Source organism: Flavobacterium praedii, from assembly GCF_026810365.1.
Lineage (GTDB): Bacteria > Bacteroidota > Bacteroidia > Flavobacteriales > Flavobacteriaceae > Flavobacterium > Flavobacterium praedii.
The window spans coordinates 1,658,842-1,683,684 of record NZ_CP113948.1; the positions used below are offsets into that span (position 1 = coordinate 1,658,842).

A 24,843-nucleotide genomic window follows, 5' to 3' on the forward strand; every position below is an offset into this window, starting at 1 on the left:
TATAAATATATCACAATGGGCGCGACTAAAACAGAACATTTTACAGACGAGCAAAACGAATTGGCAATTTTGGCAAAAGCAATAGGACATCCTGCTCGTATTGCTATTATTGAATACCTGATTAAAGTCGAAAGTTGTATTTGTGGAGACATAGTAAACGAATTGCCTCTCTCACAACCAACCATATCCCAACACTTAAAAGAGCTAAAAAATGCAGGTTTAATAAAAGGAAACTTCGAAGGAAACGCCATCTGCTATTGCTTGAACGAAGTGGGATTCGATAAAATAAAAGGCTTTTTTCTAAATGTAAACACATATCTCGATAAAAGAAAAGACCGTTGTTGCTAAAAACTTTAAACTATTAAACTTTCTTCATCATGAAACTATCAGAAATTAAAAAACACTTAAGCACTGCTACGGGAGTGACTTTTCAGTTGCCAAACGGCACATTTGTTCCAGAACATTTCCATGTAACCGAAGTTGGAATGATTACCAAAAACTTCATCGATTGTGGTGGAACCGTTCGCAAAGAATCGGTTGTGAATTTTCAATTGTGGGATGCCAATGATTTTGACCACCGTTTGAAAGCTCAAAAACTATTGAATATCATTGCTCTTTCCGAAAAAGTATTGGGACTTGAAGATCTTGAAATTGAGGTAGAATACCAAGATACTACTATCGGGAAATACGATTTGGATTATAATGGTGAGACTTTTTTACTGTTGAACAAACAAACTGCTTGTTTGGCATTAGACCAATGTTGTCCTCCACAAGAAAAACAAAAAATACAACTCTCCGAAATAGGAAACGAAGCCAACTGTTGTACTCCTGGTGCAGGTTGTTGTTAGAACACTTCCTCCTGCAAGGTCTTTTTCCAGACCTTGTAGGTGTTTTTGCACTTAGCAATACCCACAAATTCAAAAATAGCCCACATATGACGCGGATTAAAAGGATTGGCGCGGATTTTTAAAAAAGATATTTAATCTGTGTGAAATCAGTTCAATCGGTGTTATCAGTGCCAAATATCCACCTTACAAGTAATAAACCAATAACCAATTCCAAATGACCCAAACCAAAAACACCCTATTCGCTCCCATCCAGAGCACTATTGATACTTTAGAATTCAAAAGCATTTCAGCTGAACGCTTAGTCATTTTGCAACCGCTTATCGATTTTATCCAATCCAAGGTAACAGCAGAACAAGATATTCGACTCAATTTTATCTGTACCCACAATTCCCGCAGAAGTCATTTGTCCCAAATATGGGCACAAACCGCAGCCGCTTTTTACAACATCAAAAATGTATTTAGTTATTCGGGCGGAACCGAAGCCACTGCTTTATTCCCCATGGTAGCGCAAACATTAACGAACACCGGTTTCCAAATCAAAACGCTGACCGAAGGCAACAATCCGGTCTACAGTGTAAAATACAACGAAAACGATCATCCGTTAATTTGCTTTTCCAAAACGTATGATGATGCTTTCAACCCACAAAGTGAGTTTGCCGCAATATTGACTTGCTCGTCTGCCGATAATGGTTGTCCGTTCATAGCAGGTGCCGAAAAACGAATTCCAATCACCTTCGAAGACCCAAAAGCCTTTGACAACACCCCACAACAAGCTCAAAAATATCAGGAACGTAGCATCCAAATTACAACCGAACTGTTTTATGTTTTCTCCCAAATAAAAAAATAAAATCAAAATTTGAACCATTAAGAAATTAAGAAAAATAAGTTTTAGAGTATTTCAAAACAATACTTAACTAATCTTAATCCCTTAATGGTTTAAAAAAATAAATGGTTCAAAAAAAATAAATTATGTCTGCAAATAATTGTGCTCCCGCTTTAGAGCGAAAAAAATTAGGCTTCCTTGACCGCAACCTTACCCTTTGGATATTTCTGGCCATGGCTCTAGGCGTTTCCATCGGCTATTTCATTCCGTCGAGCAGTGGATTCATCAACTCGTTTTCGAGCGGAACGACCAATATTCCACTGGCCATCGGATTAATTTTGATGATGTACCCGCCACTGGCCAAAGTCAAATACGAGCAAATGGGCGAAGTTTTCAAAAACACCAAAGTTCTGGGGGCTTCTCTCTTTCTAAACTGGGTTGTCGGCCCTATTTTAATGTTTACCCTCGCTTTACTTTTCCTAAACGGTTATCCCGAATATATGATCGGCGTTATCCTCATCGGCCTAGCTCGTTGCATCGCCATGGTCGTAGTCTGGAACGATCTAGCCGATGGAAACCGAGAATACGCTGCGGGTTTAATAGCCCTCAACAGCATCTTCCAAGTATTGCTGTATAGTGTTTATGCCTATGTTTTCATCACCATACTCCCACCCTATTTCGGCTACCATGGTTTTGAAGTCAACATCAGTATTGGACAAATTGCCGAAAGTGTCGGTATCTATTTAGGAATCCCTTTTGCACTAGGAATCATCAGCCGTTATGCCTTGATTGCCATAAAAGGAGCCGAGTGGTTTGAGACCAAATACGTGCCATTCATCTCCCCTATCACCTTAATATCCTTGCTGTTCACCATTGTATTAATGTTCAGTCTCAAAGGCGAATTAATCGTTCAAATTCCAATGGATGTGGTACGCATCGCAATACCATTAGTGATTTATTTCGTCATTATGTTTGTCATGAGTTTCTTCATTGGCAAGTATTTTGGTGCCGATTATTCCAAGTCAACCGCAATTGCGTTTACGGCTACCGGAAACAATTTTGAGTTGGCCATTGCTGTAGCCATTGGTGTTTTCGGTATTAATAGCGGCCAAGCCTTTGCGGGTGTCATTGGCCCCTTGGTTGAAGTTCCCGCATTAATCGCCTTGGTCAATGTCGCCTTCTGGTTCAGAAAAAAATACTACGCAGGCAAAGAGTCAACCAAATAACCCCACCAATGTCATCCAGAGCGAAGTCTAAGGGAGGAGCTATTTCCTGCTATCCGTTTCAATCTTATGAGCCGAACACCGGCTCATAAGGATTTCCACTTCTATCAGGGCTAGGGCATCCGTTTTCATAAAAACATTTGTTTTTAAAAATCACACAAACTGCAATTCCGTTTTTTTTCGGAGTTGCAGTTTTTTTATACAATTAAAAAAAAGACAAATCCTTTTCAAGCTCCCATAATCTCATTTTTTGACTTTATAAAACCATCTTTATAATGCTCTTGATTCAATGTTATAGAACGAAACAGACATTCGCAACTCCTTAATATTAAATAGTATACGCTTTTTTTTGTAACTTTAAAAAAGTGTAAATGATATAACTCTTTACAACAATTATATAAGGTATGATTAGTCAAAAAGAATAACCTTTAACCTATTGTGAAAACTCATTCACAGTGTGAAAAAATATGCAATGGAAAATAATCAAGAGTTAGTGGCCAACATTCAAAACACTATCAAAAAAGAAAAGTTATGGAATGCAACAATAAAAAACTTTGAAATCAAATCCTTAGTCAAAAAAATTGAAGTTACATTTCTAAGTCAATTGACAATCGTTTTTACTGAAATTTCAAACAAAGTCATGGTCAATTTAAAATCCAGCTGGTTACTCCCCGAAAACAAAGCTACCGTAAAGGTTCAAAATGGATGGTATACTTTAGAAAATGAACTGATAATTATATACAATTATGCTACTCCTTACTAAATCTGACCTAAGTAAAGAGAGCAAAATACCAATGCTTTCTCTCGGTAACAAAAAATTATCTTCCTTTTTGATTTTTATATTCTTCTTGTCTACAACAATCGCTATGTCACAATCCCTTCAAACAGTACCTTATGTCGATTTGAAAAAATATGCAGGAAAATGGTATGAAATTGCAGCATTTCCGCAATGGTTCCAAAAAGGCTGTTATTGCTCAACAGCTGAATATACTTTGACCGACAAAGGTTTTGTAATTGTTGAAAACAACTGCAACAAAAACAGCATTAACGGAAAACAATCAAACATTAAAGGCAAAGCATTTGTTGAAGAAAATAGTGGAAACGCAAAACTAAAAGTACAATTCTTTTGGCCGTTCAAAGCCAAATATTGGATCATTGATTTGGCAGACGATTACAGTTATGCGGTCATTGGTCATCCAAAGAGAAAATACTTGTGGATCCTTTCAAGAACGCCAACTATGGATGATGCAATCTATCAACAAATCATTTCTAGAATAAAAGAGAAAGGATTTGATATTTCAAAAATTAAAATGACCAAACAACAATTAAAAAAGGCATAAAACAATGCTATGAAAGCTAAAAAATTGGACTAATGAAACGATTAGAAAACAAAATTGTATTTATCACTGGTGGTAATTCGGGTATCGGAAAAGCATCAACTCTCGAAGCAGCGAGAGAAGGGGCAACAATTGTAGTGGCAGATTTAGAAAAAAACAATCACGATCAAACAATAAAAGAAATAAAGGCTTTAGGTGCTGAATGCCTTTTTGTACCAATTGATGTATCGGATGTAAATAGTGTAAAACAAGCAATAACAACAACAGTTGCAAAATTCGGAAGGTTGGATATTGCTTTTAATAATGCCGGTATTGGTGGTGTTTATTCTGGAATTCATGATTTGCCAGAATCCGTTTGGGACCGCTTAATTGCTGTAAATCTTACTGGCCAATTTTATTGTGTGAAATATGAATTGCAACAGTTTTTAAAACAAGGTGGTGGTGTTATTGTAAATATGTCATCACTCGGTGGCCTTAAAGCAGAACATGGTTTAGTGCCTTATACAGTTGCTAAACATGGCGTAATAGGAATAACCAAAAATATTGCGGTTCAATATGGTGCTCAAAATATCAGAGCCAATGCAATTTGTCCTTATTATGTCGAAACACCTCTTTTGAGTGCTGCTCCCGAAGAAGTGCACAAAGCCTGGATTGAAGGAACTCCTGCAAAACGTCTTTGCACCCCCGAAGAAGTGGCAAAGGCATTTGTTTATTTGGCCTCAAATGATTCAAGTTATTGCAATGGAACGCAACTCATTTTGGATGGTGGTGTAATGGCGTAATTAAAAATGGTTCTACCATGAATTGTGTTGGTAAGAAAAAAATAAAGAAAAATTTTTACCATTAAGAGATTAAGAAAAAATAAGTTGTCTAGGACTTAATGAACCTTAATGACTTAATGGTACAAAGAAAAATTAAATTTTTAATTTTTCAAACCCAAACGATTGAATGTAGAACCTCAAAAACAAACAAAAATCGAATATTTTAAAAAAATCATAATCATGAATAAAGTAATTCTATTAAACAAGCGTCCTTTTGGAAAACCAACACTAGATGATTTTAAAATCGTTAATGAAGAGATTCCCATTGCAAAAGATGGTGAAGTTTTACTAAAAACAATCTATGTGTCGGTTGATCCTTATTTGCGAGGCAGAATGAATGACAGCAAATCGTATGTACCTCCATTTGAATTAAATAAACCCATACAATCTGGTATTATAGCAGAAGTTGTAGAGAGTAAACATGCAAAATTTAAAACAGGTGACTTTCTAACAGGCAATTTAGAATGGAAAGAATACCAAGTTACTACTGGACAAGGACTTTATAAAGTGGATGAAAACGAATTTAAACTGTCGGCTTATTTGGGCGTTTTAGGAATGACAGGACTTACCGCTTACTTAGGACTTACAGAAATTGGATTACCAAAAAAAGAGGAAACCCTTTTTGTTTCTGGAGCTGCTGGTGCTGTTGGAACAATAGTGGGTCAAATCGGTAAATTACTTGGTTGCAAAGTTGTTGGAATTACTGGCTCTGATGAAAAAGCAGCATTACTAACTTCAAAGTTTGGCTTTGATCATGCCATCAATTACAAAACAACACCGGATTTAAAAGAAGCGGTTAAAAATGCAAGTCCAAATGGTATTGATATCTATTTTGACAATGTGGGTGGTGAAATTTCCGATGCTGTATTAGCAAACATAAATAAATATGCACGATTACCTGTTTGTGGAGCCATATCTCTTTACAATACCACTACGATAGATCTTGGCCCTCGATTACAACCTATTATTTTAACCAAAAGTGCCACTATGCGTGGATTTATAGTAGGTGATTTTTTTGAAAAATTTCCAACAGCTACCAAACAATTAACACTTTGGTTAAAAGAGAATAAAATCACCTTTAGCGAAACTATTGTTGAAGGTTTTGATAACATTCCTCAAGCATTCATTGATCTATTTGACGGAAAAAATGAAGGAAAAATGATTGTAAAAATTTAATAATTATTATAAAAAATAAAAAAATGAAAATACTAATTGTATTGACTTCTCATAGTGAAATGGGAAATTCTGGTGAAAAAACTGGTTTTTGGATAGAAGAATTCACAACACCTTATTATGTATTGGCCGATGCAGGAGCCAATATCACCATCGCTTCTCCAAAAGGAGGTCAGCCACCAGTTGATCCAAAAAGTGAATTAGCCGATGCGCAAACTCCCTCAACAGAAAGATTCTACAAAGACAATGTCCTTATCGACAAAGTAGCGTATTCTTTTAAACTGAGTGAAGTAAAACAAGAGGATTTTGACGCCGTTTTTTATCCAGGTGGACACGGGCCGTTATGGGATTTGGCAACAGATAAAGACTCCATTCAATTAATTGAAGCCTTTTACAATCATCAAAAACCAATTGCATTTGTGTGTCATGCCCCTGCAGCTTTAGTAAATGTAAAAACAAAAAATGGAGAATCCCTTGTCAAAGGAAAAGAACTAACTGGTTTTTCAAACACCGAAGAAGAAGCAGTCAAACTAACAAAAGTGGTTCCGTTTTTATTAGAAGATGAACTTAAAAAACACGGTGCTTTATATTCAAAAGGGAATGATTGGGCTTCATATGTAAAACAAGATGGGTTATTAATTACCGGACAAAATCCTGCTTCTTCGGGAGCGGTTGCCGAATTACTTTTAAAAACACTAACCGATAAAAAATAAAATCATGGCAATTCAAACAATCAATCCAACAACCAATAAAGTTGTAAAATCATTTGATGAAATGACTGTGACTGCTGTAGATAATGCAGTAGCAAACGCAGCAATTGCATTTGACGAATGGAAGCAAACAGACTATCAAACAAGAGCTCAGTTATTATACACGGTGGCGGGCTTGTTGCGAGCAAAAAAGAAAGAGCTTGCCAAAATGATTACATTAGAAATGGGTAAACTCCTTTCTCATGCCGAAGGAGAAATAAAATTGAGTGCAGAAATATTTGACTATTACGCCAAAAATGCTGAATCTTTTTTAGCAGATAAAATACTAAATCCAGTACATGGAAAAGCGCTCATAAGATATAGTCCTGTTGGTGTACTTCTGGGTGTACAACCTTGGAATTTTCCGTTTTATCAGGTGGCTCGTTTTGCGGCACCAAATATTATGATTGGAAATACCGTATTAATCAAACATGCTTCCAATGTGCCACAATGTGCTATTGCCATTGAAGAAATATTTATAGAAGCAGGAGCACAAATAGGGCTTTATACCAATCTATTAGTATCTGGTAAAAGGGCTACTGAATTAGTAGCCGACAAAAGAATTAGAGGGGTATCACTCACAGGAAGTGAAACCGCAGGCGCCAGTGTAGCTGCAGAAGCGGGGAAACATATCAAAAAATCAGTTCTCGAATTAGGAGGTAGTGATGCTTTTATTATTCTGGAAGATGCGGATATAGACAAAGCCGTAGAATGGGCAGTGGTTGGAAGAATTAACAACAACGGTCAATGTTGTGTCGCGTCAAAACGCTTTATAGCCGTAGAAAGTATTGCAGATTCATTCCTTGAAAAATTCAAAGCAAAAATGGCGGAACTGGTAGTTGGCGACCCTATGGATGATACTACAAGCTTAGGTCCACTTTGTTCAGAAGCAGCTGCGGTAAATATAGCCGACCAAGTGAAGAGAGCTGTAAATGGAGGAGCAAAAATAGTGTTGGGAGGCAAAAGAGTGGACAGAGAAGGAGCTTACATGGAAGCCACTATCTTAACCGATATATTGCCTGAGAATCCTGTTTTTTACGAAGAATTTTTTGGTCCAGTCGCACTTTTCTTCCAAGTAAAAGATGAAGCGGAAGCCATTGCATTAGCCAATAATTCTCCATTTGGTTTAGGCGGTTCCGTGTTTACAAAGGATATTGAAAGAGGAAAACGAATAGCCAATCAAATTGATACCGGTATGGTTTTCATCAATCACCCAACTTGGACTCAAGCCGATTTGCCTTTTGGAGGTACAAAAAACTCGGGTTACGGAAGAGAAATGGCCGAATTTGGATTGGACGAATTTGTAAACAAAAAATTGATCCGAATAAGTGAATTGAGTGATCCATTTTGATTAAAAAGCAATACCAATGAAAGTATTTATCACTATAGCGCTACTACTTATCGGAATATTCATTCTATTTCAAATCTACATTACTATGTCTAGCAATAAAACAGAAACTCAAGCATACAAAGTTATTCGGGTAGAGGAAAATTTTGAAATTCGATACTATCCATCTGCAACGATGGCAATGATTTCTTCTACTGCAAAATCATATCGCGATTTGGGACAATCAGGATTTGGAAAATTGGCAAAATATATTTTTGGAGGAAATAGCGAAAAGAAACAAATTGCTATGACATCGCCCGTGCACATGGATATTGGTGATGCCAAGTCTACAATGGCATTTGTACTTCCATCGACATACAACGAAACTAATTTACCAACACCAAATGATTCGAGTATATCCATTGTAACTTCAGAACCTGAATATGTTGCTGTCATACAGTTTGCAGGTTTTGCTTCTAATGAAAGTATTAATGAACATCGGATTTTACTAGAAGAATCCCTAAAGACTAAAGGATTGTCCTACTATGGTGATTTTCGCTACTTGGGTTACAATCCTCCTTATCAACTGTTCGACAGAAGAAATGAAGTGATTGTGGCTTTAAATGCAAATCAATTTGACTAAAAAAAGGTTAATCCAATGTACTATAATTGTTTATAAAAGCGTTTCATTAAAAATTAAGTTTAAAATTCTAATAAAATACAAATGAAAAAATACAAATTATTTAGTCCGATTAAAGTAGGTGCAATAGAATTGAATAATCGCATCGTTATGGCACCAATGACGCGTTGCAGAGCTATTGATGCTATTCCAAATGAACTCATGGCAACCTATTATCAGCAACGCGCTTCGGCTGGTTTAATAATCACCGAAGGTACTTCTCCTTCTCCAAATGGTTTGGGTTACGCACGTATTCCTGGCATTTTTAGCGAGGAACAAATACTCGGTTGGAAAAAAACAACAACCGCAGTACACAATAGTGGTGGAAAAATAATAATTCAATTGATGCACTCGGGAAGAATAAGCCACAAGCTGAATATGGCTGAGGGAACGCAAATAATAGCCCCTTCTGCCATAAAACCAGCCGGTCAAATGTGGACAGATGCCAAAGAAATGCAGGACTTCCCTACTCCCAAAGCAATGACTGCCGAAGATATAGTTTTGACCCAAGCCGAATATGTAACTGCTGCAAAAAACGCAATTGCAGCCCATTTTGATGGTGTTGAACTACACAGTGCAAACGGTTATTTGCTGGAAGAATTTTTGTCGCCCGTGAGCAATGTCCGAACTGACCATTATGGAGGCAGTATTGAAAATCGCTGTCGATTTGTTCTTGAAGTGACAAAAGCAGTCGCAATCGCCATTGGAAAAGAAAAAACAGGTATTCGTTTATCGCCTTATGGTGTAGCGGGTGATATGGCCAATTATCCAGAAATAGATGCTACTTATGATTATCTCACAAAAGAACTCAATAAATTGGGGATTGCTTATATCCATTTAGTCGATCATTCTGCAATGGGAGCCCCAGCAGTGCCTGTTGAAATAAAAAAAATGATTCGCAAAAATTTCAATAACATCCTTATCAGTTGTGGTGGCTATACCAAAGAAACTGCTGAAACCGATATTGAGAGCGGTATGTGTGATCTTGTTGGATTTGGACGTCCCTTTATTAATAATCCTGATCTCGTAGAAAGATTAGAACACAATCAAGAATTAACACAAAACCTCAAAATGGACTTATTCTATTCGGCAGGTGAAAATGGGTATACCGATTATCCCAATTTTAAAACATCCGATGTATATTAATAAAATAAATCATATTTAGTTTAGCAATAATGAAGGCTGATTTCAATTTTTTACTGCCAATATAAAATTGATTTATTATGATGTAGCATTTCGTGACAATGATTTACGAACCAGTAAATGGTTTGATGCGGATAAATTTTGAACACTGAATTTTAAAAGCACTTCATTTACCAAAATCAAAGGAAAAGTGTATAAACTCAAAGGCTTTTTAACAATGCATAGCATCAAAAGAAGTGGACTTTGATGCAACCTTTAACGGTTGGGCGGTTACAATGACCAAAAAAAATACCGCTGGATTTACAATAAAAGGAAAGTTACTTCCCATTGATTATAACCAGCGGTAAAATAATAGTTTTATAAGGAGCTATTTCCTGCTATCCACTTGTATCTTTTCTAGTCCCGTTAGAAAAAAACGGGACAAGAAAAGGATACCGCTACTATCAGGGCTAGGGCATTAGTTTTCATAAATTATTTTACTAAGATCTAGAAATTTGGGGAAATAAAAACAGGTTATTTCAAAAATAATTTTATCTTTAACGATACCCCTAGCTCTTCAAAGTCTTTAATAGTTCTTGATCACGCTGCGCAATCCCAAAAGCTTTCGGGGCTGACTTTGCGCCACATGCTGAGTAAGTATAATAAATGAAAAACCACAAAGTAAAGCTCTCTTTATTTTGTGGTTTTATACTATTTGCTATACAGATAAAACATTTCTAAATCCCTCCCGAATAGCTACTATTTCAATTATACCAACTATTTTCAAAGTGTTACTATATTTCAAACCTGATATATAACCATAAAAAAACCGTCTTTCTCGGACGGATTAATATTCAATTGGTTCTCTACTGGTATGCCTAACTCTTAGTATTCTGATTTGTGTCTCGGTAATTTTGTAAGCCACTCTATATTTAAATTTTACAAAAGCCCTAAAACTTCCATCATTATCATACTTAAATCGATCTTGCTCAAAAATATAAGGATTGTCCAATAATTCTTTTGTCGTTTTCAAAACCGAATTTTTTATTCGATTAGCATAACTTAAATTGCCTCCCATTTTTAACGAATCGTAAATTTCTTTTAATTGGTCAAATGCAAGTTTATCCCATACCAAAATTCTATTGTCTACCATTGACCAGTAATTTTGTCCACTTCTTCACTAGAATAAAAATCTCCGTCATCAATTCTTAAGTTCGCTTGATTTAATTCGATGTTGTATTGCTCTAAAGATACTGATTTTGAGCTTTTTTTGGACTCTAAAATCTGTTCCAACTTGTCAAACAAATTTTCATCTACATCAAATAATCGTTGTATAAAATTATATTTTCTTGTTGCTAAATCCATAATGCGATCCTTTTTAGTGTTCTACAAATGTACAAAATCTGTTCCAAAAATTTATGTTTTATGACATCGGATGAAAAGTACGGATCATTACATGCAGGTTTTCCAAATCACCAGACCCTTCAAAGTTCACCATAATTCCTACTCACGCTTTACAATCCCGAAAACTTTTGGAATTAAATTTGAGTCATTCCCTACTATCCATATTCATAAGAACGTTGATTTTCGCACATACGATAAACTGTAATTCATATATTTTTGGGATTAAAGTTTTTTTTATGACTAATAAACAAACAAAAGTTATTCAAAATGATTTAAAAATAAACTCTTATAAAACAAAAAAAGAGAGCCAAAAGCCCTCTTCAATCATATGTTGCATATTATAACTAAACCGTTTCGGCTACATATTCCGGATCAAATTCCATTGTGTCTTCAACGGCAACTGCTACAGGTTTTGAAGCTTTCAGTGCATTGAATCGTTCTAGTTGTTGTGTTTCTCCTTCTTCACCACTGAAATAAGGAAAAACATCCATAATTGGAGATTCTGATATTGCTGGTATAGAATAGTCACCCATAGTAGTGCTCATAACATGAGTCGTGTTGTCATACGCTTCTTTTACATCATTGGCTTGTACTAACAAATACATATTCGATCTGCGTTCTTTACCACTTTCTTCGTCATACGCCATTAAGGAAACTTTTGATTTAAACCAACGATCGGCATTTTCAAAAGGGTGAATCTCAGCGTAATTAGCCACTTTTATATTCGTAATTTTAAATTCTTCGCTAATGTAAGCCGACATTTCTTCATTGATTCTGCTCTCTGCTTCTGTATAAGACAAAGCATCTACCAAATACGGTTCTGTCGTAACCTTTTGTCCACCAGTTTCATCTGTTTTTCTATATTTTACTTTGCATTCGTACCAAATTGTGCTCATCTGTCTTTTTTTTAAGGAAGCCAAAGATAGATTTTACAGCAAATAAAAATTACATTTTAGAAAATAGATATTCACAATTTATTTCTGCCGAACCCAACATTCTGTAATTCAAATAAGTCTTCGAATTCTACAACTATTTTTCTATGCCGTCTCATGCGTGAAGTCAATGTCATTACGTTAAGCTTTTTTTCTCGCCAAGACGCAAAGGCGCAAAGTTTAGAGCCGATTTCTTTGCATCTTCGAGTCTTTACGAGAATTCCATTTTGAAAAAACGTAGTTAGAAATCCTTAATCCCAGATTCAGCATTAGACATTATTACGCAGAGACACACGAAGAATTTGGGAAGAATCACAACGTTTTTTAAGCTCCATTCAAAGAATTCGATTTTCCTTTGTGCATCTTTTCTAATCCTTTGCGCATCTTCTTGAAATTTTTCCTATTGCAGTATCTCGGTTAACATAATGACATTTTGCGTGAAGGATGGAAGCGGCATCTCCCGATTTAGAAAAACAAGGCTTTTTTTGCCGTAGTTTTTGTTAATCGGGAATATAGCGGACAGCCTGACCTCGTTGCTCCCAAACTATTGTCATAAACCCAAATGCTGTGCAACGAGGGCACGCCCAAAACCAACTACTTATACAATACCGCTTTGTCAATGCAAAAATCCTCTCTATCTTTGCTTGTAAAAACCGAATATAAATTAAAATCCTATGGCTACATTTAGCAAACAGCTGTCCTTTCGTTGGTCTGATTTAGACCCCAATTTTCACTTGCGCCACAGTGCCTATTATGATTTTGGAGCGCAACACCGTGTGGAGATTCTGGCACAATTGGGATTGACCCTGAGAGTCATGCAAAAGGAACATGTTGGTCCTATATTATTTAGAGAAGAATGTGTTTTTAGAAAAGAAATCAATCTTTCTGATGAAATAATCATGCAAACCAAAATGGCCAAAATGAAAGATGATGCTTCACGCTGGTCAATAGTTCATGAGTTTTACAGAGAAGAGGTTTTGTGTGCCGTGATCACTGTTGATGGGGCTTGGATGGATACCAAACTTAGAAAACTAGCTAGTCCTACTCCACAAATTGTGGTTGATGCTTTGAGTACTTTTCCTAAAACAGCCGATTTTATTGCCTTATAATTAATCCAAATTCAATCTCACTATGTTTACCATTGCCCAAATAAAAGAAGCCCATTCTAGAGTTCAATCGGGAGCCGACTTCCCGATTTACATACAGGAATTAATTGCATTAGGTGTTCTTGGCTACGACACTTTTGTCAATGATGGCCATGTTGAATACTTTGGTGCCGATAACTTTCGAGCGGTAGCAACCGAAACGTATTCCATCATCACCATTGCTCCGTTTGCCAACAAAGAACGCTTCATTGAATTTCTGGTAATGCACCAAGGCGGTCAAACCGATTACCTTACATTCTGCAATCATGCTGGACAATGTGGTATTGCAAAATGGAGCGTGAATATTGTTGAAATGACTTGTACGTATTTTGACTTATCGGGTGCTGCAGTTTTAATTGAAAAAATTCCGAGTTAGGTTTGCAAAAAAAACAATAAAAAAGGTGATCTGTTTCGAGATCACCTTTTTGTTTTTAAAATAGTCGAATTAAGCTAAATCAAAGCGATCCAAATTCATCACTTTGTTCCAAGCGGCTATAAAATCGGTTGTGAATTTCTCTTGCGAATCCGCACATCCATATACCTCAGCAATAGCGCGAAGCTCTGAGTTGGAACCAAAGATAAGATCGACGCGAGTTCCTGTCCATTTCACAGCTCCAGTTTTACGATCACGTCCTTCGAATACCTCTTGCGATTCTGAAGAAGCTTTCCAAGTTGTACCAAAATCAAGTAAATTAACAAAGAAATCATTCGTCAATGTTTCAGGACGATTTGTAAATACTCCATGTTTAGAATGATCAAAATTGGCATTCAGAACACGCAAACCACCTACCAATACAGTCAACTCAGGTACCGTTAGTGTTAAAAGTTGTGCTTTATCAATCAGCATTTCCTCTGCCGAAACGGTGTATTGAGTTTTTGCATAATTTCGGAATCCATCAGCTTCTGGTTCTAGAACAGCAAAAGACTCCACATCTGTTTGTTCTTGAGCTGTATCTGCTCTTCCTGGTGTAAAAGGAACGGTACTATTTCCCGCTTTCTCAATTCCTGCAACTCCTGCCAGAACAATCAAGTCGGCTAGTGAAACTTGCTTTCCGCCAGATTGAGCGCTATTGAAATCCGTCTGAATTCGTTCAAGAGTTGCTAAAACTGTTGCAAGTTGAGTTGGATTATTGACTTTCCAATCCTTTTGCGGAGCAAGACGAATACGAGCACCATTGGCACCACCTCGTTTATCAGACCCACGGAATGTTGATGCCGAAGCCCAAGCGGTGGAAACCAATTGAGACACAGACAATCCTGAAGCCAGTATTTTGGATTTCAATTTAGCAATGTCTTTGTCGTCAATTAATTGGTGTGTTACTGCAGGAATTGGATCTTGCCAAATCAATTCTTCTTTTGGAACTTCTGGACCCAGATAGCGCGCAATGGGTCCCATATCACGATGCGTCAACTTGAACCAAGCACGAGCAAAGACATCAGCAAATTCATTTGGATTTTCAAGAAAGTGTCTTGAAATTTTTTCATAAATCGGATCGGCTCTTAAAGCAAGGTCAGCGGTAAGCATGGTTGGTGCATGACTTTTTGAAGGGTTATGAGCATCGGGTACTGTTCCCGCACCGGCTCCGTCTTTGGGTTTCCATTGATGTGCACCGGCTGGACTTTTTGATAGTTCCCATTCGAATTTAAATAGGTTTTCAAAATAATTATTGCTCCATTTATTGGGTGTGGTTGTCCAAGCGCCTTCAAGACCGCTACTGATAGTATATTCTCCATTTCCAGTTCCAAAGGTGTTTTTCCAACCCAATCCTTGCTCCTCAATTCCAGCAGCAGCAGGTTCTGGACCAACGTAAACATTTGGATCGGCAGCACCGTGGGTTTTACCAAAAGTGTGACCTCCAGCAATAAGCGCCACTGTTTCTTCGTCATTCATTGCCATACGGGCAAAAGTCTCCCGAATGTCACGAGCCGATAAAAGCGGATCTGGATTACCGTTTGGCCCTTCCGGATTCACGTAAATCAATCCCATTTGGACAGCTGCCAACGGATTTTCCAATTCGCGGTCACCCGAATACCGTTTGTCGTCCAACCACTTCCCTTCAGACCCCCAATAGATATCTTCATTTGGTTCCCAAACATCGGCGCGTCCTCCTCCAAAACCAAAAGTCTTAAAGCCCATAGACTCTAGCGCACAGTTACCGGTAAGAATCATTAAATCGGCCCACGAAATCTTCTTACCGTATTTTTGTTTAATAGGCCACAATAACAAACGTGCCTTGTCTAAGTTCACATTGTCTGGCCAACTGTTGAGAGGTGCAAATCGTTGCATACCTGCTCCCCCGCCTCCACGACCGTCGGCAATACGATAGGTGCCAGCGCTATGCCAAGCCATTCGAATAAAAAATGGTCCATAATGGCCATAATCTGCCGGCCACCAATCTTGGGAGTCGGTCATTAAATCGAAAAGATCTTTTTTCACCGCAGCTAGATCAAGGCTCTTGAAAGCGGCAGCATAATCAAACGCCTCACCCATCGGGTTCGACAATGAAGAATGTTGACGAAGGATACCTAACTTTAACTGATTGGGCCACCAATCTGTATTTCTTGTACCAGATCCAGCACTTGGTTTTGATCCACCTCCTGAAAACGGGCATTTGCCTTCCCCGTTAGCAGTCGTTGTGCTTTGATTTTCATTATTTTCCATAATATGATGATTTTTAAAAAGTTACCTACGAATTTACCACATTAAATCTTATTTAAATTATTTTTTCAATAGATAAATTCTATAGTTGTAGTAAAAAACCGCAGTTTAGAATAGTTCTTTACTTGACTGAAATATCTTTTTTTAGTTGTATTTTCGTTTAGCAGAAAAAAATCAAATTCTAAATATTCTGATCTAAAAAAGTAAAAATAGCAGCTACATACCAATTGAAAATTGACCCATGAAAACTGATTTTAAAACCGTTGACGAATACATCACCACTTTTCCAAAAGAAACGCAACTTATTTTGGAGAATGTACGCGCAGCAATTAAAAACAAAGCTCCCAAAGCTATTGAAAGCATAGCGTATGGAATGCCAGCTTACCAAACAAACGGAAAACCATTGGTCTATTTTGCTGGCTATAAAAATCATATCGGATTCTACGCCACTCCAACTGGACATACTGAGTTTGCCAGTGAACTATCGAAGTACAAACAAGGAAAAGGCTCGGTACAATTTCCTATTGATCATCCAATTCCATACTGGTTGATTGAGCAAATCGTTGTATTTAGAGTAAAAGAAAACGAACAGAAATTTAAGAAATAATAAAAAACATGGAACATAAAGCAAAATCAATCAGACCATTTATAGGTTCCAAAAACTTTGGAATATCACGACGTTTTTATCAAGACTTGGGTTTTAAGGAAATTATCTTGACACCCAATTTCTCCTATTTCGAAACCGAAGGAATTGGCTTTTATCTACAAGATGCCAACGTCAAAGATTGGGTAGACAACACTATGCTTTTTTTGGAAGTCGAAGATGTAAATCGGTATTGGGAAGCACTCACGAAATTAAATTTGACCGCCAAATACAAAAGTGTAAAATTGGTCCCCGTTCGCGAAATGGATTGGGGCAAAGAATGCTTTATTCACGACCCATCGGGAATCCTTTGGCACATTGGGGAGTTTTACAAATAATTAGGAGCTAGTTCCTGCTGTCATTCCAATCTTTTTTTAGGCTAAAAAAAATAACCTAAAAAAAGGATTTTCCCTTCCATCAGGGCTAGGGTATCAGTTTTCATTAGAACATTTGCTACAAAAGAACTATAAAAGTTTAAAAACAAAATTCTGCTTAAGTATAGTCGCAATAAAAAAATAATTTAACTAAAATCAATACCAATTATTACAACCCCTAATCCTTTTTATAATTACTAATTTAACCTTAAATTTATAGTATAATACTGAAATATAACACAAAAAACACATGATAGATAACCTTTTTTTGTATGTTTATAAAAAAATGAAATGAAAAAAATACTAGTTGCATGTTGCATTCTATACACATTTATCTCCTGCGACATTCAATATGATGGAGAAACAAAACTGGTGGTCACTGGAAAATTAATAGATAACAAGGGAGTTCCCATTCCTGAAACTAATGTGGACATTCTTATTAACGGATTGGGAACATATTCCAATTCAGACATAATAAGCTACGGAAAAACAGATATAAATGGTAATTTCACCTATATCTTTCCTGCTCCAGGCTCAGAAAATGAAATCAATATTTCAATTAATAATTTCATTTTAAATTACAATACCAAAAACGCAACAAATGAATTTCAGAGTAAGCAAATTATTGCACTCCTAAAAAACTTCAAGAATTATAAATTAAATTTAAACACTATTACATTATATCGTAATGAAGATATTACACAGTTGCAAATTATTTTAAATCCAAAAACAGATAAAAAACAATTATTAGACGTTACTTTAGATGGAAATATTATTACTGATTTTTCTAACTTAAATCCACTCGCAACTCCAAACTACACTCCTCCTATTGAAACAAATTATTCAATATTAAAAAACCAAACCTTAATTTTAAAATATAAAGTTGTTGATTACTCTTCGGGAACATCAATTACAACAGAAAACAATATTTCCATTCCTGTTTCCAATGAAAAAGTAATCTTTACCTTAACCTATTAATTATGAATAAATTATTTTTAGTTATTGTATTTTGCATTCAATTTTCATACAGTCAGGAAAAAAAACAGCAATTGAAATTTCATTTTGAATCTAGAGTAAGTGCAATACTGCCATTTAATGTAGGTAACAATTATTTAGCAAAATCTAATGAGGCAAGTTTAGGTGTAGATTTGTCTTTCAATTTTATAAAAATGTACAATTTTAAGCTTGGTGGCGGATATGATTTCATACCATATTCAATTACGGATATATCAACTGGCGGCAATATTAACAGCAGTCGTTATAATTCAATCTTTGCAAATCTAGCTTATGAAATTCCTATATTTAAAAAAGTGAAATTAGAACCTAATATTGGAATAGGTTCTTCAAAAATAAATTTAAAAACCGGTAATCAAAGATTTGGACATCAAACCGGAACAGATTTTCGAATTGGCTTTAATTTAGATTATGAACTTAACGACTATTTTGCTTTTTTTATTGGAACTGCTTATGTCAAAACTAAGTATGACGTAAACACCTCTCCAGAATTTGTGTCTTTTTATGATAATTCCAGCTTAATTCAGATAAACTTTGGAATGAAATTTAATTAATCTCCTTTTCAGTAATGATGGCATTCATTTAATAAAAAATTTAAACAAACAAAAAGAAGCAATTGATAACATTGTTTCATAACCCTCATACATGTATTCGTTTGCAACTAGTACAAACTTATTACGCTTGCACACTAATTTAAGTGTATACAAAACGGCTATTTTACGACAAGATTTTAATATTTGCATTTCAAAAATTCAACATTATCTCACTTAATGCAAATTCATTTTCGAAATTGAAACGATTTTGAAAATCCGATAATCGAGCTTAATTTAGTCGCAAAACTACATTAGTAATAGAACCTTTACATTCAGACTATGAAATCTAAAATGTTAAATTTAACTTTGACAAAATGCTAAATAGAAGTTTAACACCAATAATACTCTCACATAGGTACGAAAAAACCTAATAAATAATATCTTACTTGCACCATACCAAGAAAAAAAACGATTATGGAGTTTTGATGGTATGGGGTGCGATATATCTACTAGTTAGTGGTAATAATTTGACGAATCGATTTTAAAAGATATTTTTGTTTAAATTTGTGGTATGGAGATTATTGACAACAATATAGATAACTTAAAAAAGCTTTGTGTAATATACAACGTGGAAAAAATGTATCTATTCGGTTCATCCCTCAATTCCAGTTTTAACGAAAAAAGTGATGTTGATTTATTAGTTAAGTTTAAGCAAATTGAACTTTCAAAATATTTTGATAATTACATAAACTTCAAAGAAAAACTAGAGTCTTTATTTGGTAGAGAAGTTGACTTACTTGAAGAACAGACTTTAAAAAATCCAATCTTAATTAAATCAATCGACAACTCAAAAGAACTAATTTATGGATGAAAGGATTCTTAAATGGTTGTTTGATATAAAAATGTCCATTGATGAAATAAACGAGTTCTTCCATAATGAAGAGAAAGATTTTTTCAAATATCGAAACAACTTAATGCGTAAAAGGGCTATTGAAAGAAATCTTGAAATTATAGGTGAAGCAATCAACCGAATTATTACTCGAGATGATTCTTTTGTTAAGAAAATATCAAACGCAAAAGCAATTATTAGTCTCAGAAATCATGTGATTCATGCTTATGATAATGTTTCTGACGAGAATATTTGGTCAATCTTAATCAATCACTTACCGAAATTGGAAATAGAAATTGATAACTTAATCCAAAAAGAAGAAAAATAACTACTGCCAACAGACGCTACAAGCAATTTGGGCATTTGGTTTAATTTGAAGTTGTTTTTGTATTTGGAATATTTGGCAAATCCGAAAATAGGGCCTAATTTAATCCCTAACCCGCTGTAAATATTCAACGTTAAAAAACAACTACAATGAAAATAATATTTTTCACTTCAATTATACTTCTTTCTACAATCTTAAATGCTCAGGTAAAAATTTCATTGAAAAAGATTCCTCAAAAATCGTAACACTTCAAAGAATTGCCAGTGATAGTGGAATTCCAATAATTAGCATTTCAGGGAATATAGGCATTACAAGGTATAAAAACGAGAACTTTCTTATTTGCGGAACTTTTATGAAGAACATAACTGAGGGAGAATATAAAAGGAATATTATTTTACTTCCTATTCCAAATGGGAACAATATTTTAATAGTTACCGAAAAATAAAGGATACAAACAACTAATACAACGGATTTAAGCAATTGACTTAAATGAAAAAGTGGTTTAGTTTTTAGCAAATACGATAATCGGCTTAATTTAGACTCAAACTCGGGCTATTACACCCCCACAATTTTGACAAATTTAACTTTGATAAAATGGTAAATAGAAGTTTCACATCTTTCCCAATTTTAACCACCGAAAGACTAACTCTTAGACAATTATCAAGTGAGGACGGGCAAGCTATTTTTACTTTACGTTCTGACACAGAAATAAACAAATATCTTAACAGACAAGCAAGTAAAACAATTGAAGATGCCATAAACTTCATCAACATGATTAATGATGCTATTAAAAAAAACGACTCGATTTATTGGGCAATAATTTTAACAAATAGCAAAGCTTTTGTTGGTACAATCTGTCTATTTGACTTTTCAAAAAAAAATAGTTGTGAAATCGGGTTTGAACTTATCACAAAATTTCAAGAGCAAGGAATAATGAAAGAAGCAGCACAAGTAGTCATTGACTATGCTTTTCATACTTTGAAGTTTCAAAAAATACTTGCTGTTACTCATTATGACAATCAGAATTCAACCAAACTTTTGACAAAATTTAATTTTGTAAAATCAAATGAAACGGATGTAGAAAACCCTGACTTAAATATTTTCACTTTGACACCATAAATTGGCAACAAGAAATCAAAACTTATTAGCAACAAAGACTTAATACACAACAGCTATTCCTGATTTGGTCAATTGTTTTTTCCTCCCTGAATCTCATTCGCAACGATCACCAATTTCAATCTACTTTAAAACACAGCTTTTACAATCTGTATACTTTATACGTACTGCTAAAGTTCTCTTTAAATACTTAGATTTCAATCCACAAAATTCTCTTTCATGCAGTCACTCGCGTGAAGGATGGAAGCGGCATCTCCCGATTTAGAAAAACAAGGCTTTTTTGCCGTAGTTTTTGTTAATCGGGAATACAGCGGACAGCCTGACCTCGTTGCAATAATACTGCTCTTGCTCACCAAAAATACTGTGCAACGAGGGCACGCCCCAATCCAACTCTATATATTCGAAACCGAATTACTGTTTATTAAAAATGAATCTATTTTAGAAAAAAAACAAATAATTAAGTACTGTAATTAAGTATTTATACGTATGTTTGCGTAGTAATACTTAATTAAAAGCTTATGATTAATGTGATAGTAGTCGGAAACGGCATGGTAGGTTATAAATTTTGCGAGAAATTCATTTCGAAATCTGGGCAAGAAAAGTATCAAATTACAGTTTTTGGTGAAGAGCCAAGACGCGCGTATGATCGCGTTCACTTGAGTGAATACTTTGCTGGCAAGACCGCCGATAATTTATCGCTATCCACCACATCATGGTATGAAGAGAACAATATCATTCTCAACACGGCTGAATTAGTTTTAAAAATTGACACTACAAACAAAATTATAAGTACGCACTTGGACAAAACGTATGCGTATGACTACTTAGTTTTGGCTACAGGATCGGCAGCTTTTGTCCCTCCGATTAAAGGAGTCGAGAAAGAAGGTGTTTTTGTGTACCGAACCATCGAAGATCTAGATGCCATAATGAGCTACGCAAAAAAAATACGAGCCAACGGTGCTACCGAAGCAGCCGTTCTTGGTGGCGGATTATTGGGGCTTGAAGCTGCCAAAGCCGTTCGTGATTTAGGATTAAATCCTCACGTAGTAGAATTTGCGCCTCGCTTAATGCCTAGACAACTCGATCAAAGCGCGAGCGATATGCTGCAATCCAAAATAGAAGAATTGAATATCGGAATCCATCTCAATAAAGCAACACAATATATAGATGGTGAAGAAAGTATAAAGGGAATGATGTTTGCCAACGATGACTTGCTGAAGGTTGATATGTTGGTTATATCGGCAGGAATTAAACCGCGTGACGAACTCGCTAGAGTTTCAGGATTAGTTGTCGGAGAGCGTGGTGGTGTTGTTGTAAACAATCAAATGCTAACATCAGACCCTTACATCTATGCCATAGGAGAAGTAGCTTTGTATACAGGAATGATTTACGGACTTGTGGCTCCTGGTTACGAAATGGCCGATGTGGCCGCCGAACAAATCCTGAATGGGAATAAAACGATGAGAGAAACCATCGATATGTCTACTCAATTGAAATTAATTGGAGTTGAAGTGGCGAGTTTTGGTGATCCCTTTATCGAAAATGAAAATGTGACCGCCATTGTTTACGAAAACAAATTCAGCGGTATTTACAAAAGAATCAATGTCACCAAAGACGGAAAAACATTATTGGGAGGAATACTGGTAGGCGATTCATCGGATTACAATGGACTGTTCCAAATTTATGCCAATGCGCTAGCTTTACCCGCAAATCCAGAAGACTTAATTCTAGGTTCTCGCGGTGGCGAAGGATCAACTTTGGGTAGTGCAGCCGACTTGCCTGATACTGCCGTAATCTGCTCTTGCGAAAACGTAACCAAAGGCGCTCTTTGTTGTTCGCTTATTGACGGAACAGCCAGTACTTTTGGCGATGTAGTAAAATTAACCAAAGCTACAACAGGCTGTGGCGGTTGCAAACCAATGGTTGTGGATATTGTAAAAGCCACGCAAAAATCACTCGGAAAAGAAGTAAAAGACACGATCTGCGAGCACTTTCACTACACCAGACAAGAATTATTTGATATTGTAAAAATCAATAAATACACTAACTATTATGAAGTAATCGATCATCACGGAAATGGTGATGGTTGCGAAGTTTGTAAACCAATTGTAGCTTCTATTTTCTCCAGTATCTACAACGATACGGCCAACAAACACGTTACAACCCAAGACACCAATGACCGATTCCTAGCCAATATCCAAAGAAATGGGACGTACTCTGTAGTCCCACGAGTTGCTGGTGGCGAAATCACTGCCGAAAAATTAATCGTGATTGGCGAAGTGGCCAAACAATTTGATTTGTACACTAAAATCACTGGTGCGCAACGTGTGGATTTATTTGGCGCTCACTTGGATGACTTACCTAAAATCTGGAAAATATTAATCGACAATGGTTTTGAAAGTGGTCACGCTTACGGAAAATCGTTAAGAGCTGTCAAAAGTTGTGTAGGTAATGCTTGGTGCCGCTACGGAATGGACGATAGCGCTGGTTTTGCAATCGAACTCGAGGATCGTTACAAAGGGATTCGAGCGCCTCACAAAATAAAAGGCGGTGTTTCGGCCTGTATTCGTGAATGTGCAGAGGCTAGAGGAAAAGATTTTGGTTTAATCGCCGTAGAAGGTGGTTGGAATCTTTACATCTGCGGAAATGGTGGTGCCAATCCAAAACACGCTGTATTATTGGCTGAACAAATCGACAAAGCTACTGTCATTAAGTATTTAGACCGTTTCTTGATGTACTACATCCGTACCGCAGGGCCATTGGTTCGAACAGCTACTTGGTTGGACAAACTGGAAGGCGGATTGGATTACCTAAAAGAAGTTATCATCTTTGACCGATTGGGAATCTGCGAAACACTGGAAACCGAAATGGAATCGCTAGTTGGCACTTTTGAATGCGAATGGAAACAAGTATTGGAAAAACCAAGATTATTGAAACGTTTCAGTCACTTTGTCAATACTGACGAGAAAGATGATAACATTGCGTTTGTTCCGTTAAGAGAACAAAAAATGCCGAGACCTTGGTAAAATAAGACCCGAGCGAAGCGAATGGTCGAAATAAATTAGCAAGAATTAAAAACCTGATTTCATTTATAAGTTTGGAGCAGAAAGATTTGGCTTTTTTGAAAATATCGTCCCGCTATTCGTTGCAATCTTTTTATTTTTAAAGGAAAAATAAAAAGGATTTCCACTTTTATCGGGGCTAAGAGCTAGCATTCTGTCTTATCAGTCATTATCTAAAAAAGAAAAAAAATTAAATAATATTTCTAAACTTGGCTTCGCTACTCCTTATGGTGGGACTGGGTCCAGAAAACAAAACTAAATCCCATGGAAGAACTATTAAATCAATACGAAACCGTAAATGCAACCGCAGTAAAAATTTGGTTCAAAGCCGGAACCATAAAAGATTTCCCAAGTAATAGAGGCGGTTGCATCAAATACAAAAACAAGCAAATTGCAGTTTTTAACTTCGAAAGAAGAAACGAATGGTATGCTTGTCAAAATGCCTGTCCGCACAAAATGGAAATGGTTTTATCAAGAGGAATGACGGGTTCTGCAGATGGCGTTCCAAAAATCGCTTGTCCGATGCATAAAAAAACATTTTCTTTGGTTGATGGATCCAATCTAAATGGGGAGGATTATAAAATTGCAACTTATCCCGTAAAAATTGAAGGAGATGAAGTATTCGTTGGCTTTTTAGAATAATCT

27 protein-coding genes are annotated in these 24,843 nt (G+C 36.0%); 23 read left to right on the forward strand and 4 right to left on the reverse strand.

Features of this window, described 5'->3' with window-relative positions; all coding sequences use genetic code 11:
* The first annotated feature begins 15 nt into the window (after window positions 1–15).
* From OYT91_RS07040 to OYT91_RS07095, 12 genes are all read left to right on the forward strand, one after another.
* Window positions 16–348 carry an ArsR/SmtB family transcription factor gene (locus tag OYT91_RS07040; protein WP_281240072.1) on the forward strand — a complete coding sequence of 111 codons (333 nt, stop codon included), beginning with the start codon at window positions 16–18 and terminating at the stop codon, window positions 346–348.
* Window positions 349–377: 29 nt separating this feature from the next.
* Window positions 378–848, forward strand: a complete 471-nt coding sequence (locus OYT91_RS07045) for a DUF6428 family protein (protein ID WP_269222441.1) — start codon at window positions 378–380, stop codon at window positions 846–848.
* A 214-nt stretch (window positions 849–1,062) separates the two neighbouring features.
* The gene (locus OYT91_RS07050; RefSeq protein WP_281240073.1) at window positions 1,063–1,695 is read left to right on the forward strand and encodes an arsenate-mycothiol transferase ArsC; all 633 of its coding nucleotides are present in this window, start codon (window positions 1,063–1,065) and stop codon (window positions 1,693–1,695) included.
* A gap of 122 nt (window positions 1,696–1,817) precedes the next feature.
* Window positions 1,818–2,897 carry an ACR3 family arsenite efflux transporter gene (arsB, locus tag OYT91_RS07055; protein WP_281240074.1) on the forward strand — a complete coding sequence of 360 codons (1,080 nt, stop codon included), beginning with the start codon at window positions 1,818–1,820 and terminating at the stop codon, window positions 2,895–2,897.
* A 469-nt stretch (window positions 2,898–3,366) separates the two neighbouring features.
* A complete protein-coding gene (locus tag OYT91_RS07060) occupies window positions 3,367–3,657 on the forward strand; it encodes a hypothetical protein (RefSeq protein ID WP_281240075.1) in 291 nt (96 codons plus the stop codon).
* A 103-nt stretch (window positions 3,658–3,760) separates the two neighbouring features.
* The gene (locus tag OYT91_RS07065; RefSeq protein ID WP_281240076.1) at window positions 3,761–4,234 is read left to right on the forward strand and encodes a lipocalin family protein; all 474 of its coding nucleotides are present in this window, start codon (window positions 3,761–3,763) and stop codon (window positions 4,232–4,234) included.
* Between the two features lie 32 nt (window positions 4,235–4,266).
* The gene (locus OYT91_RS07070; protein WP_281240077.1) at window positions 4,267–5,013 is read left to right on the forward strand and encodes an SDR family NAD(P)-dependent oxidoreductase; all 747 of its coding nucleotides are present in this window, start codon (window positions 4,267–4,269) and stop codon (window positions 5,011–5,013) included.
* Between the two features lie 219 nt (window positions 5,014–5,232).
* Window positions 5,233–6,228 carry an NADP-dependent oxidoreductase gene (locus OYT91_RS07075; protein WP_281240078.1) on the forward strand — a complete coding sequence of 332 codons (996 nt, stop codon included), beginning with the start codon at window positions 5,233–5,235 and terminating at the stop codon, window positions 6,226–6,228.
* Window positions 6,229–6,251: 23 nt separating this feature from the next.
* On the forward strand, window positions 6,252–6,938 hold the full coding sequence (locus OYT91_RS07080; protein WP_281240079.1) for a type 1 glutamine amidotransferase domain-containing protein: 687 nt from the start codon (window positions 6,252–6,254) through the stop codon (window positions 6,936–6,938).
* Window positions 6,939–6,942: 4 nt separating this feature from the next.
* Window positions 6,943–8,325 carry an NAD-dependent succinate-semialdehyde dehydrogenase gene (locus OYT91_RS07085; protein ID WP_281240080.1) on the forward strand — a complete coding sequence of 461 codons (1,383 nt, stop codon included), beginning with the start codon at window positions 6,943–6,945 and terminating at the stop codon, window positions 8,323–8,325.
* A gap of 16 nt (window positions 8,326–8,341) precedes the next feature.
* A complete protein-coding gene (locus OYT91_RS07090) occupies window positions 8,342–8,944 on the forward strand; it encodes an SOUL family heme-binding protein (protein ID WP_281240081.1) in 603 nt (200 codons plus the stop codon).
* 81 nt (window positions 8,945–9,025) lie between these two features.
* Complete coding sequence (locus tag OYT91_RS07095) at window positions 9,026–10,126, forward strand: alkene reductase (protein WP_281240082.1); 1,101 nt, start codon at window positions 9,026–9,028, stop codon at window positions 10,124–10,126.
* Between the two features lie 823 nt (window positions 10,127–10,949).
* On the opposite strand, the gene OYT91_RS07100 is transcribed toward OYT91_RS07095, so the two are convergent.
* The 3 genes from OYT91_RS07100 to OYT91_RS07110 all read right to left on the reverse strand — a co-directional run bounded on the left by OYT91_RS07100 (window position 10,950) and on the right by OYT91_RS07110 (window position 12,402).
* The gene (locus OYT91_RS07100) at window positions 10,950–11,255 is read right to left on the reverse strand and encodes a type II toxin-antitoxin system RelE/ParE family toxin (RefSeq protein WP_281240083.1); all 306 of its coding nucleotides are present in this window, start codon (window positions 11,253–11,255) and stop codon (window positions 10,950–10,952) included.
* Window positions 11,249–11,467, reverse strand: a complete 219-nt coding sequence (locus tag OYT91_RS07105; protein ID WP_269222422.1) for a hypothetical protein — start codon at window positions 11,465–11,467, stop codon at window positions 11,249–11,251. The genes OYT91_RS07100 and OYT91_RS07105 overlap by 7 nt, the downstream gene beginning before the upstream one ends.
* A gap of 383 nt (window positions 11,468–11,850) precedes the next feature.
* On the reverse strand, window positions 11,851–12,402 hold the full coding sequence (locus OYT91_RS07110) for a DUF4494 domain-containing protein (protein ID WP_269222421.1): 552 nt from the start codon (window positions 12,400–12,402) through the stop codon (window positions 11,851–11,853).
* 710 nt (window positions 12,403–13,112) lie between these two features.
* Between OYT91_RS07110 and OYT91_RS07115 the strand changes: the two genes are divergently transcribed.
* Together OYT91_RS07115 and OYT91_RS07120 are read left to right on the forward strand one after the other, a co-directional pair.
* On the forward strand, window positions 13,113–13,547 hold the full coding sequence (locus OYT91_RS07115; RefSeq protein ID WP_269222420.1) for an acyl-CoA thioesterase: 435 nt from the start codon (window positions 13,113–13,115) through the stop codon (window positions 13,545–13,547).
* 22 nt (window positions 13,548–13,569) lie between these two features.
* The gene (locus OYT91_RS07120; protein WP_281240084.1) at window positions 13,570–13,959 is read left to right on the forward strand and encodes a DUF1398 domain-containing protein; all 390 of its coding nucleotides are present in this window, start codon (window positions 13,570–13,572) and stop codon (window positions 13,957–13,959) included.
* Window positions 13,960–14,028: 69 nt separating this feature from the next.
* On the opposite strand, the gene katG is transcribed toward OYT91_RS07120, so the two are convergent.
* A complete protein-coding gene (gene katG, locus OYT91_RS07125) occupies window positions 14,029–16,245 on the reverse strand; it encodes a catalase/peroxidase HPI (protein ID WP_281240085.1) in 2,217 nt (738 codons plus the stop codon).
* 238 nt (window positions 16,246–16,483) lie between these two features.
* Here katG and OYT91_RS07130 point away from each other — a divergent pair, with 238 nt between their 5' ends.
* The 9 genes from OYT91_RS07130 to nirD all read left to right on the forward strand — a co-directional run bounded on the left by OYT91_RS07130 (window position 16,484) and on the right by nirD (window position 24,840).
* Window positions 16,484–16,849, forward strand: a complete 366-nt coding sequence (locus OYT91_RS07130; RefSeq protein WP_281240086.1) for an iron chaperone — start codon at window positions 16,484–16,486, stop codon at window positions 16,847–16,849.
* A gap of 8 nt (window positions 16,850–16,857) precedes the next feature.
* Window positions 16,858–17,223 carry a VOC family protein gene (locus OYT91_RS07135; protein ID WP_281240087.1) on the forward strand — a complete coding sequence of 122 codons (366 nt, stop codon included), beginning with the start codon at window positions 16,858–16,860 and terminating at the stop codon, window positions 17,221–17,223.
* Window positions 17,224–17,550: 327 nt separating this feature from the next.
* Window positions 17,551–18,237 (forward strand): hypothetical protein, encoded by a 687-nt coding sequence (locus OYT91_RS07140; protein WP_281240088.1) that lies wholly within the window; start codon window positions 17,551–17,553, stop codon window positions 18,235–18,237.
* 2 nt (window positions 18,238–18,239) lie between these two features.
* Window positions 18,240–18,827, forward strand: coding sequence for an outer membrane beta-barrel protein (locus tag OYT91_RS07145; RefSeq protein ID WP_281240089.1), 588 nt, complete (start codon window positions 18,240–18,242; stop codon window positions 18,825–18,827).
* Window positions 18,828–19,377: 550 nt separating this feature from the next.
* On the forward strand, window positions 19,378–19,677 hold the full coding sequence (locus OYT91_RS07150) for a nucleotidyltransferase family protein (protein ID WP_269222414.1): 300 nt from the start codon (window positions 19,378–19,380) through the stop codon (window positions 19,675–19,677).
* A complete protein-coding gene (locus tag OYT91_RS07155; RefSeq protein WP_269222413.1) occupies window positions 19,670–20,023 on the forward strand; it encodes a HepT-like ribonuclease domain-containing protein in 354 nt (117 codons plus the stop codon). Before OYT91_RS07150 ends, OYT91_RS07155 begins: the two co-directional genes overlap by 8 nt.
* 591 nt (window positions 20,024–20,614) lie before the next feature.
* On the forward strand, window positions 20,615–21,139 hold the full coding sequence (locus OYT91_RS07160) for a GNAT family N-acetyltransferase (protein ID WP_281240090.1): 525 nt from the start codon (window positions 20,615–20,617) through the stop codon (window positions 21,137–21,139).
* Window positions 21,140–21,654: 515 nt separating this feature from the next.
* Window positions 21,655–24,162, forward strand: a complete 2,508-nt coding sequence (gene nirB, locus OYT91_RS07165; RefSeq protein ID WP_281240091.1) for a nitrite reductase large subunit NirB — start codon at window positions 21,655–21,657, stop codon at window positions 24,160–24,162.
* Between the two features lie 300 nt (window positions 24,163–24,462).
* Window positions 24,463–24,840 (forward strand): nitrite reductase small subunit NirD, encoded by a 378-nt coding sequence (gene nirD, locus OYT91_RS07170; protein WP_281240092.1) that lies wholly within the window; start codon window positions 24,463–24,465, stop codon window positions 24,838–24,840.
* Window positions 24,841–24,843: the final 3 nt, after the last annotated feature.

Bases quoted from the DNA above. Each gene is read 5' to 3' on its own strand.
- OYT91_RS07040 (WP_281240072.1), top strand. From the start codon at position 16: ATGGGCGCGACTAAAACAGAACATTTTACAGACGAGCAAAACGAATTG.
- OYT91_RS07045 (WP_269222441.1), top strand. From the start codon at position 378: ATGAAACTATCAGAAATTAAAAAACACTTAAGCACTGCTACGGGAGTG.
- OYT91_RS07050 (WP_281240073.1), top strand. From the start codon at position 1,063: ATGACCCAAACCAAAAACACCCTATTCGCTCCCATCCAGAGCACTATT.
- arsB (WP_281240074.1), top strand. From the start codon at position 1,818: ATGTCTGCAAATAATTGTGCTCCCGCTTTAGAGCGAAAAAAATTAGGC.
- OYT91_RS07060 (WP_281240075.1), top strand. From the start codon at position 3,367: ATGGAAAATAATCAAGAGTTAGTGGCCAACATTCAAAACACTATCAAA.
- OYT91_RS07065 (WP_281240076.1), top strand. From the start codon at position 3,761: ATGTCACAATCCCTTCAAACAGTACCTTATGTCGATTTGAAAAAATAT.
- OYT91_RS07070 (WP_281240077.1), top strand. From the start codon at position 4,267: ATGAAACGATTAGAAAACAAAATTGTATTTATCACTGGTGGTAATTCG.
- OYT91_RS07075 (WP_281240078.1), top strand. From the start codon at position 5,233: ATGAATAAAGTAATTCTATTAAACAAGCGTCCTTTTGGAAAACCAACA.
- OYT91_RS07080 (WP_281240079.1), top strand. From the start codon at position 6,252: ATGAAAATACTAATTGTATTGACTTCTCATAGTGAAATGGGAAATTCT.
- OYT91_RS07085 (WP_281240080.1), top strand. From the start codon at position 6,943: ATGGCAATTCAAACAATCAATCCAACAACCAATAAAGTTGTAAAATCA.
- OYT91_RS07090 (WP_281240081.1), top strand. From the start codon at position 8,342: ATGAAAGTATTTATCACTATAGCGCTACTACTTATCGGAATATTCATT.
- OYT91_RS07095 (WP_281240082.1), top strand. From the start codon at position 9,026: ATGAAAAAATACAAATTATTTAGTCCGATTAAAGTAGGTGCAATAGAA.
- OYT91_RS07100 (WP_281240083.1), bottom strand. From the start codon at position 11,255: ATGGTAGACAATAGAATTTTGGTATGGGATAAACTTGCATTTGACCAA.
- OYT91_RS07105 (WP_269222422.1), bottom strand. From the start codon at position 11,467: ATGGATTTAGCAACAAGAAAATATAATTTTATACAACGATTATTTGAT.
- OYT91_RS07110 (WP_269222421.1), bottom strand. From the start codon at position 12,402: ATGAGCACAATTTGGTACGAATGCAAAGTAAAATATAGAAAAACAGAT.
- OYT91_RS07115 (WP_269222420.1), top strand. From the start codon at position 13,113: ATGGCTACATTTAGCAAACAGCTGTCCTTTCGTTGGTCTGATTTAGAC.
- OYT91_RS07120 (WP_281240084.1), top strand. From the start codon at position 13,570: ATGTTTACCATTGCCCAAATAAAAGAAGCCCATTCTAGAGTTCAATCG.
- katG (WP_281240085.1), bottom strand. From the start codon at position 16,245: ATGGAAAATAATGAAAATCAAAGCACAACGACTGCTAACGGGGAAGGC.
- OYT91_RS07130 (WP_281240086.1), top strand. From the start codon at position 16,484: ATGAAAACTGATTTTAAAACCGTTGACGAATACATCACCACTTTTCCA.
- OYT91_RS07135 (WP_281240087.1), top strand. From the start codon at position 16,858: ATGGAACATAAAGCAAAATCAATCAGACCATTTATAGGTTCCAAAAAC.
- OYT91_RS07140 (WP_281240088.1), top strand. From the start codon at position 17,551: ATGAAAAAAATACTAGTTGCATGTTGCATTCTATACACATTTATCTCC.
- OYT91_RS07145 (WP_281240089.1), top strand. From the start codon at position 18,240: ATGAATAAATTATTTTTAGTTATTGTATTTTGCATTCAATTTTCATAC.
- OYT91_RS07150 (WP_269222414.1), top strand. From the start codon at position 19,378: ATGGAGATTATTGACAACAATATAGATAACTTAAAAAAGCTTTGTGTA.
- OYT91_RS07155 (WP_269222413.1), top strand. From the start codon at position 19,670: ATGGATGAAAGGATTCTTAAATGGTTGTTTGATATAAAAATGTCCATT.
- OYT91_RS07160 (WP_281240090.1), top strand. From the start codon at position 20,615: ATGGTAAATAGAAGTTTCACATCTTTCCCAATTTTAACCACCGAAAGA.
- nirB (WP_281240091.1), top strand. From the start codon at position 21,655: ATGATTAATGTGATAGTAGTCGGAAACGGCATGGTAGGTTATAAATTT.
- nirD (WP_281240092.1), top strand. From the start codon at position 24,463: ATGGAAGAACTATTAAATCAATACGAAACCGTAAATGCAACCGCAGTA.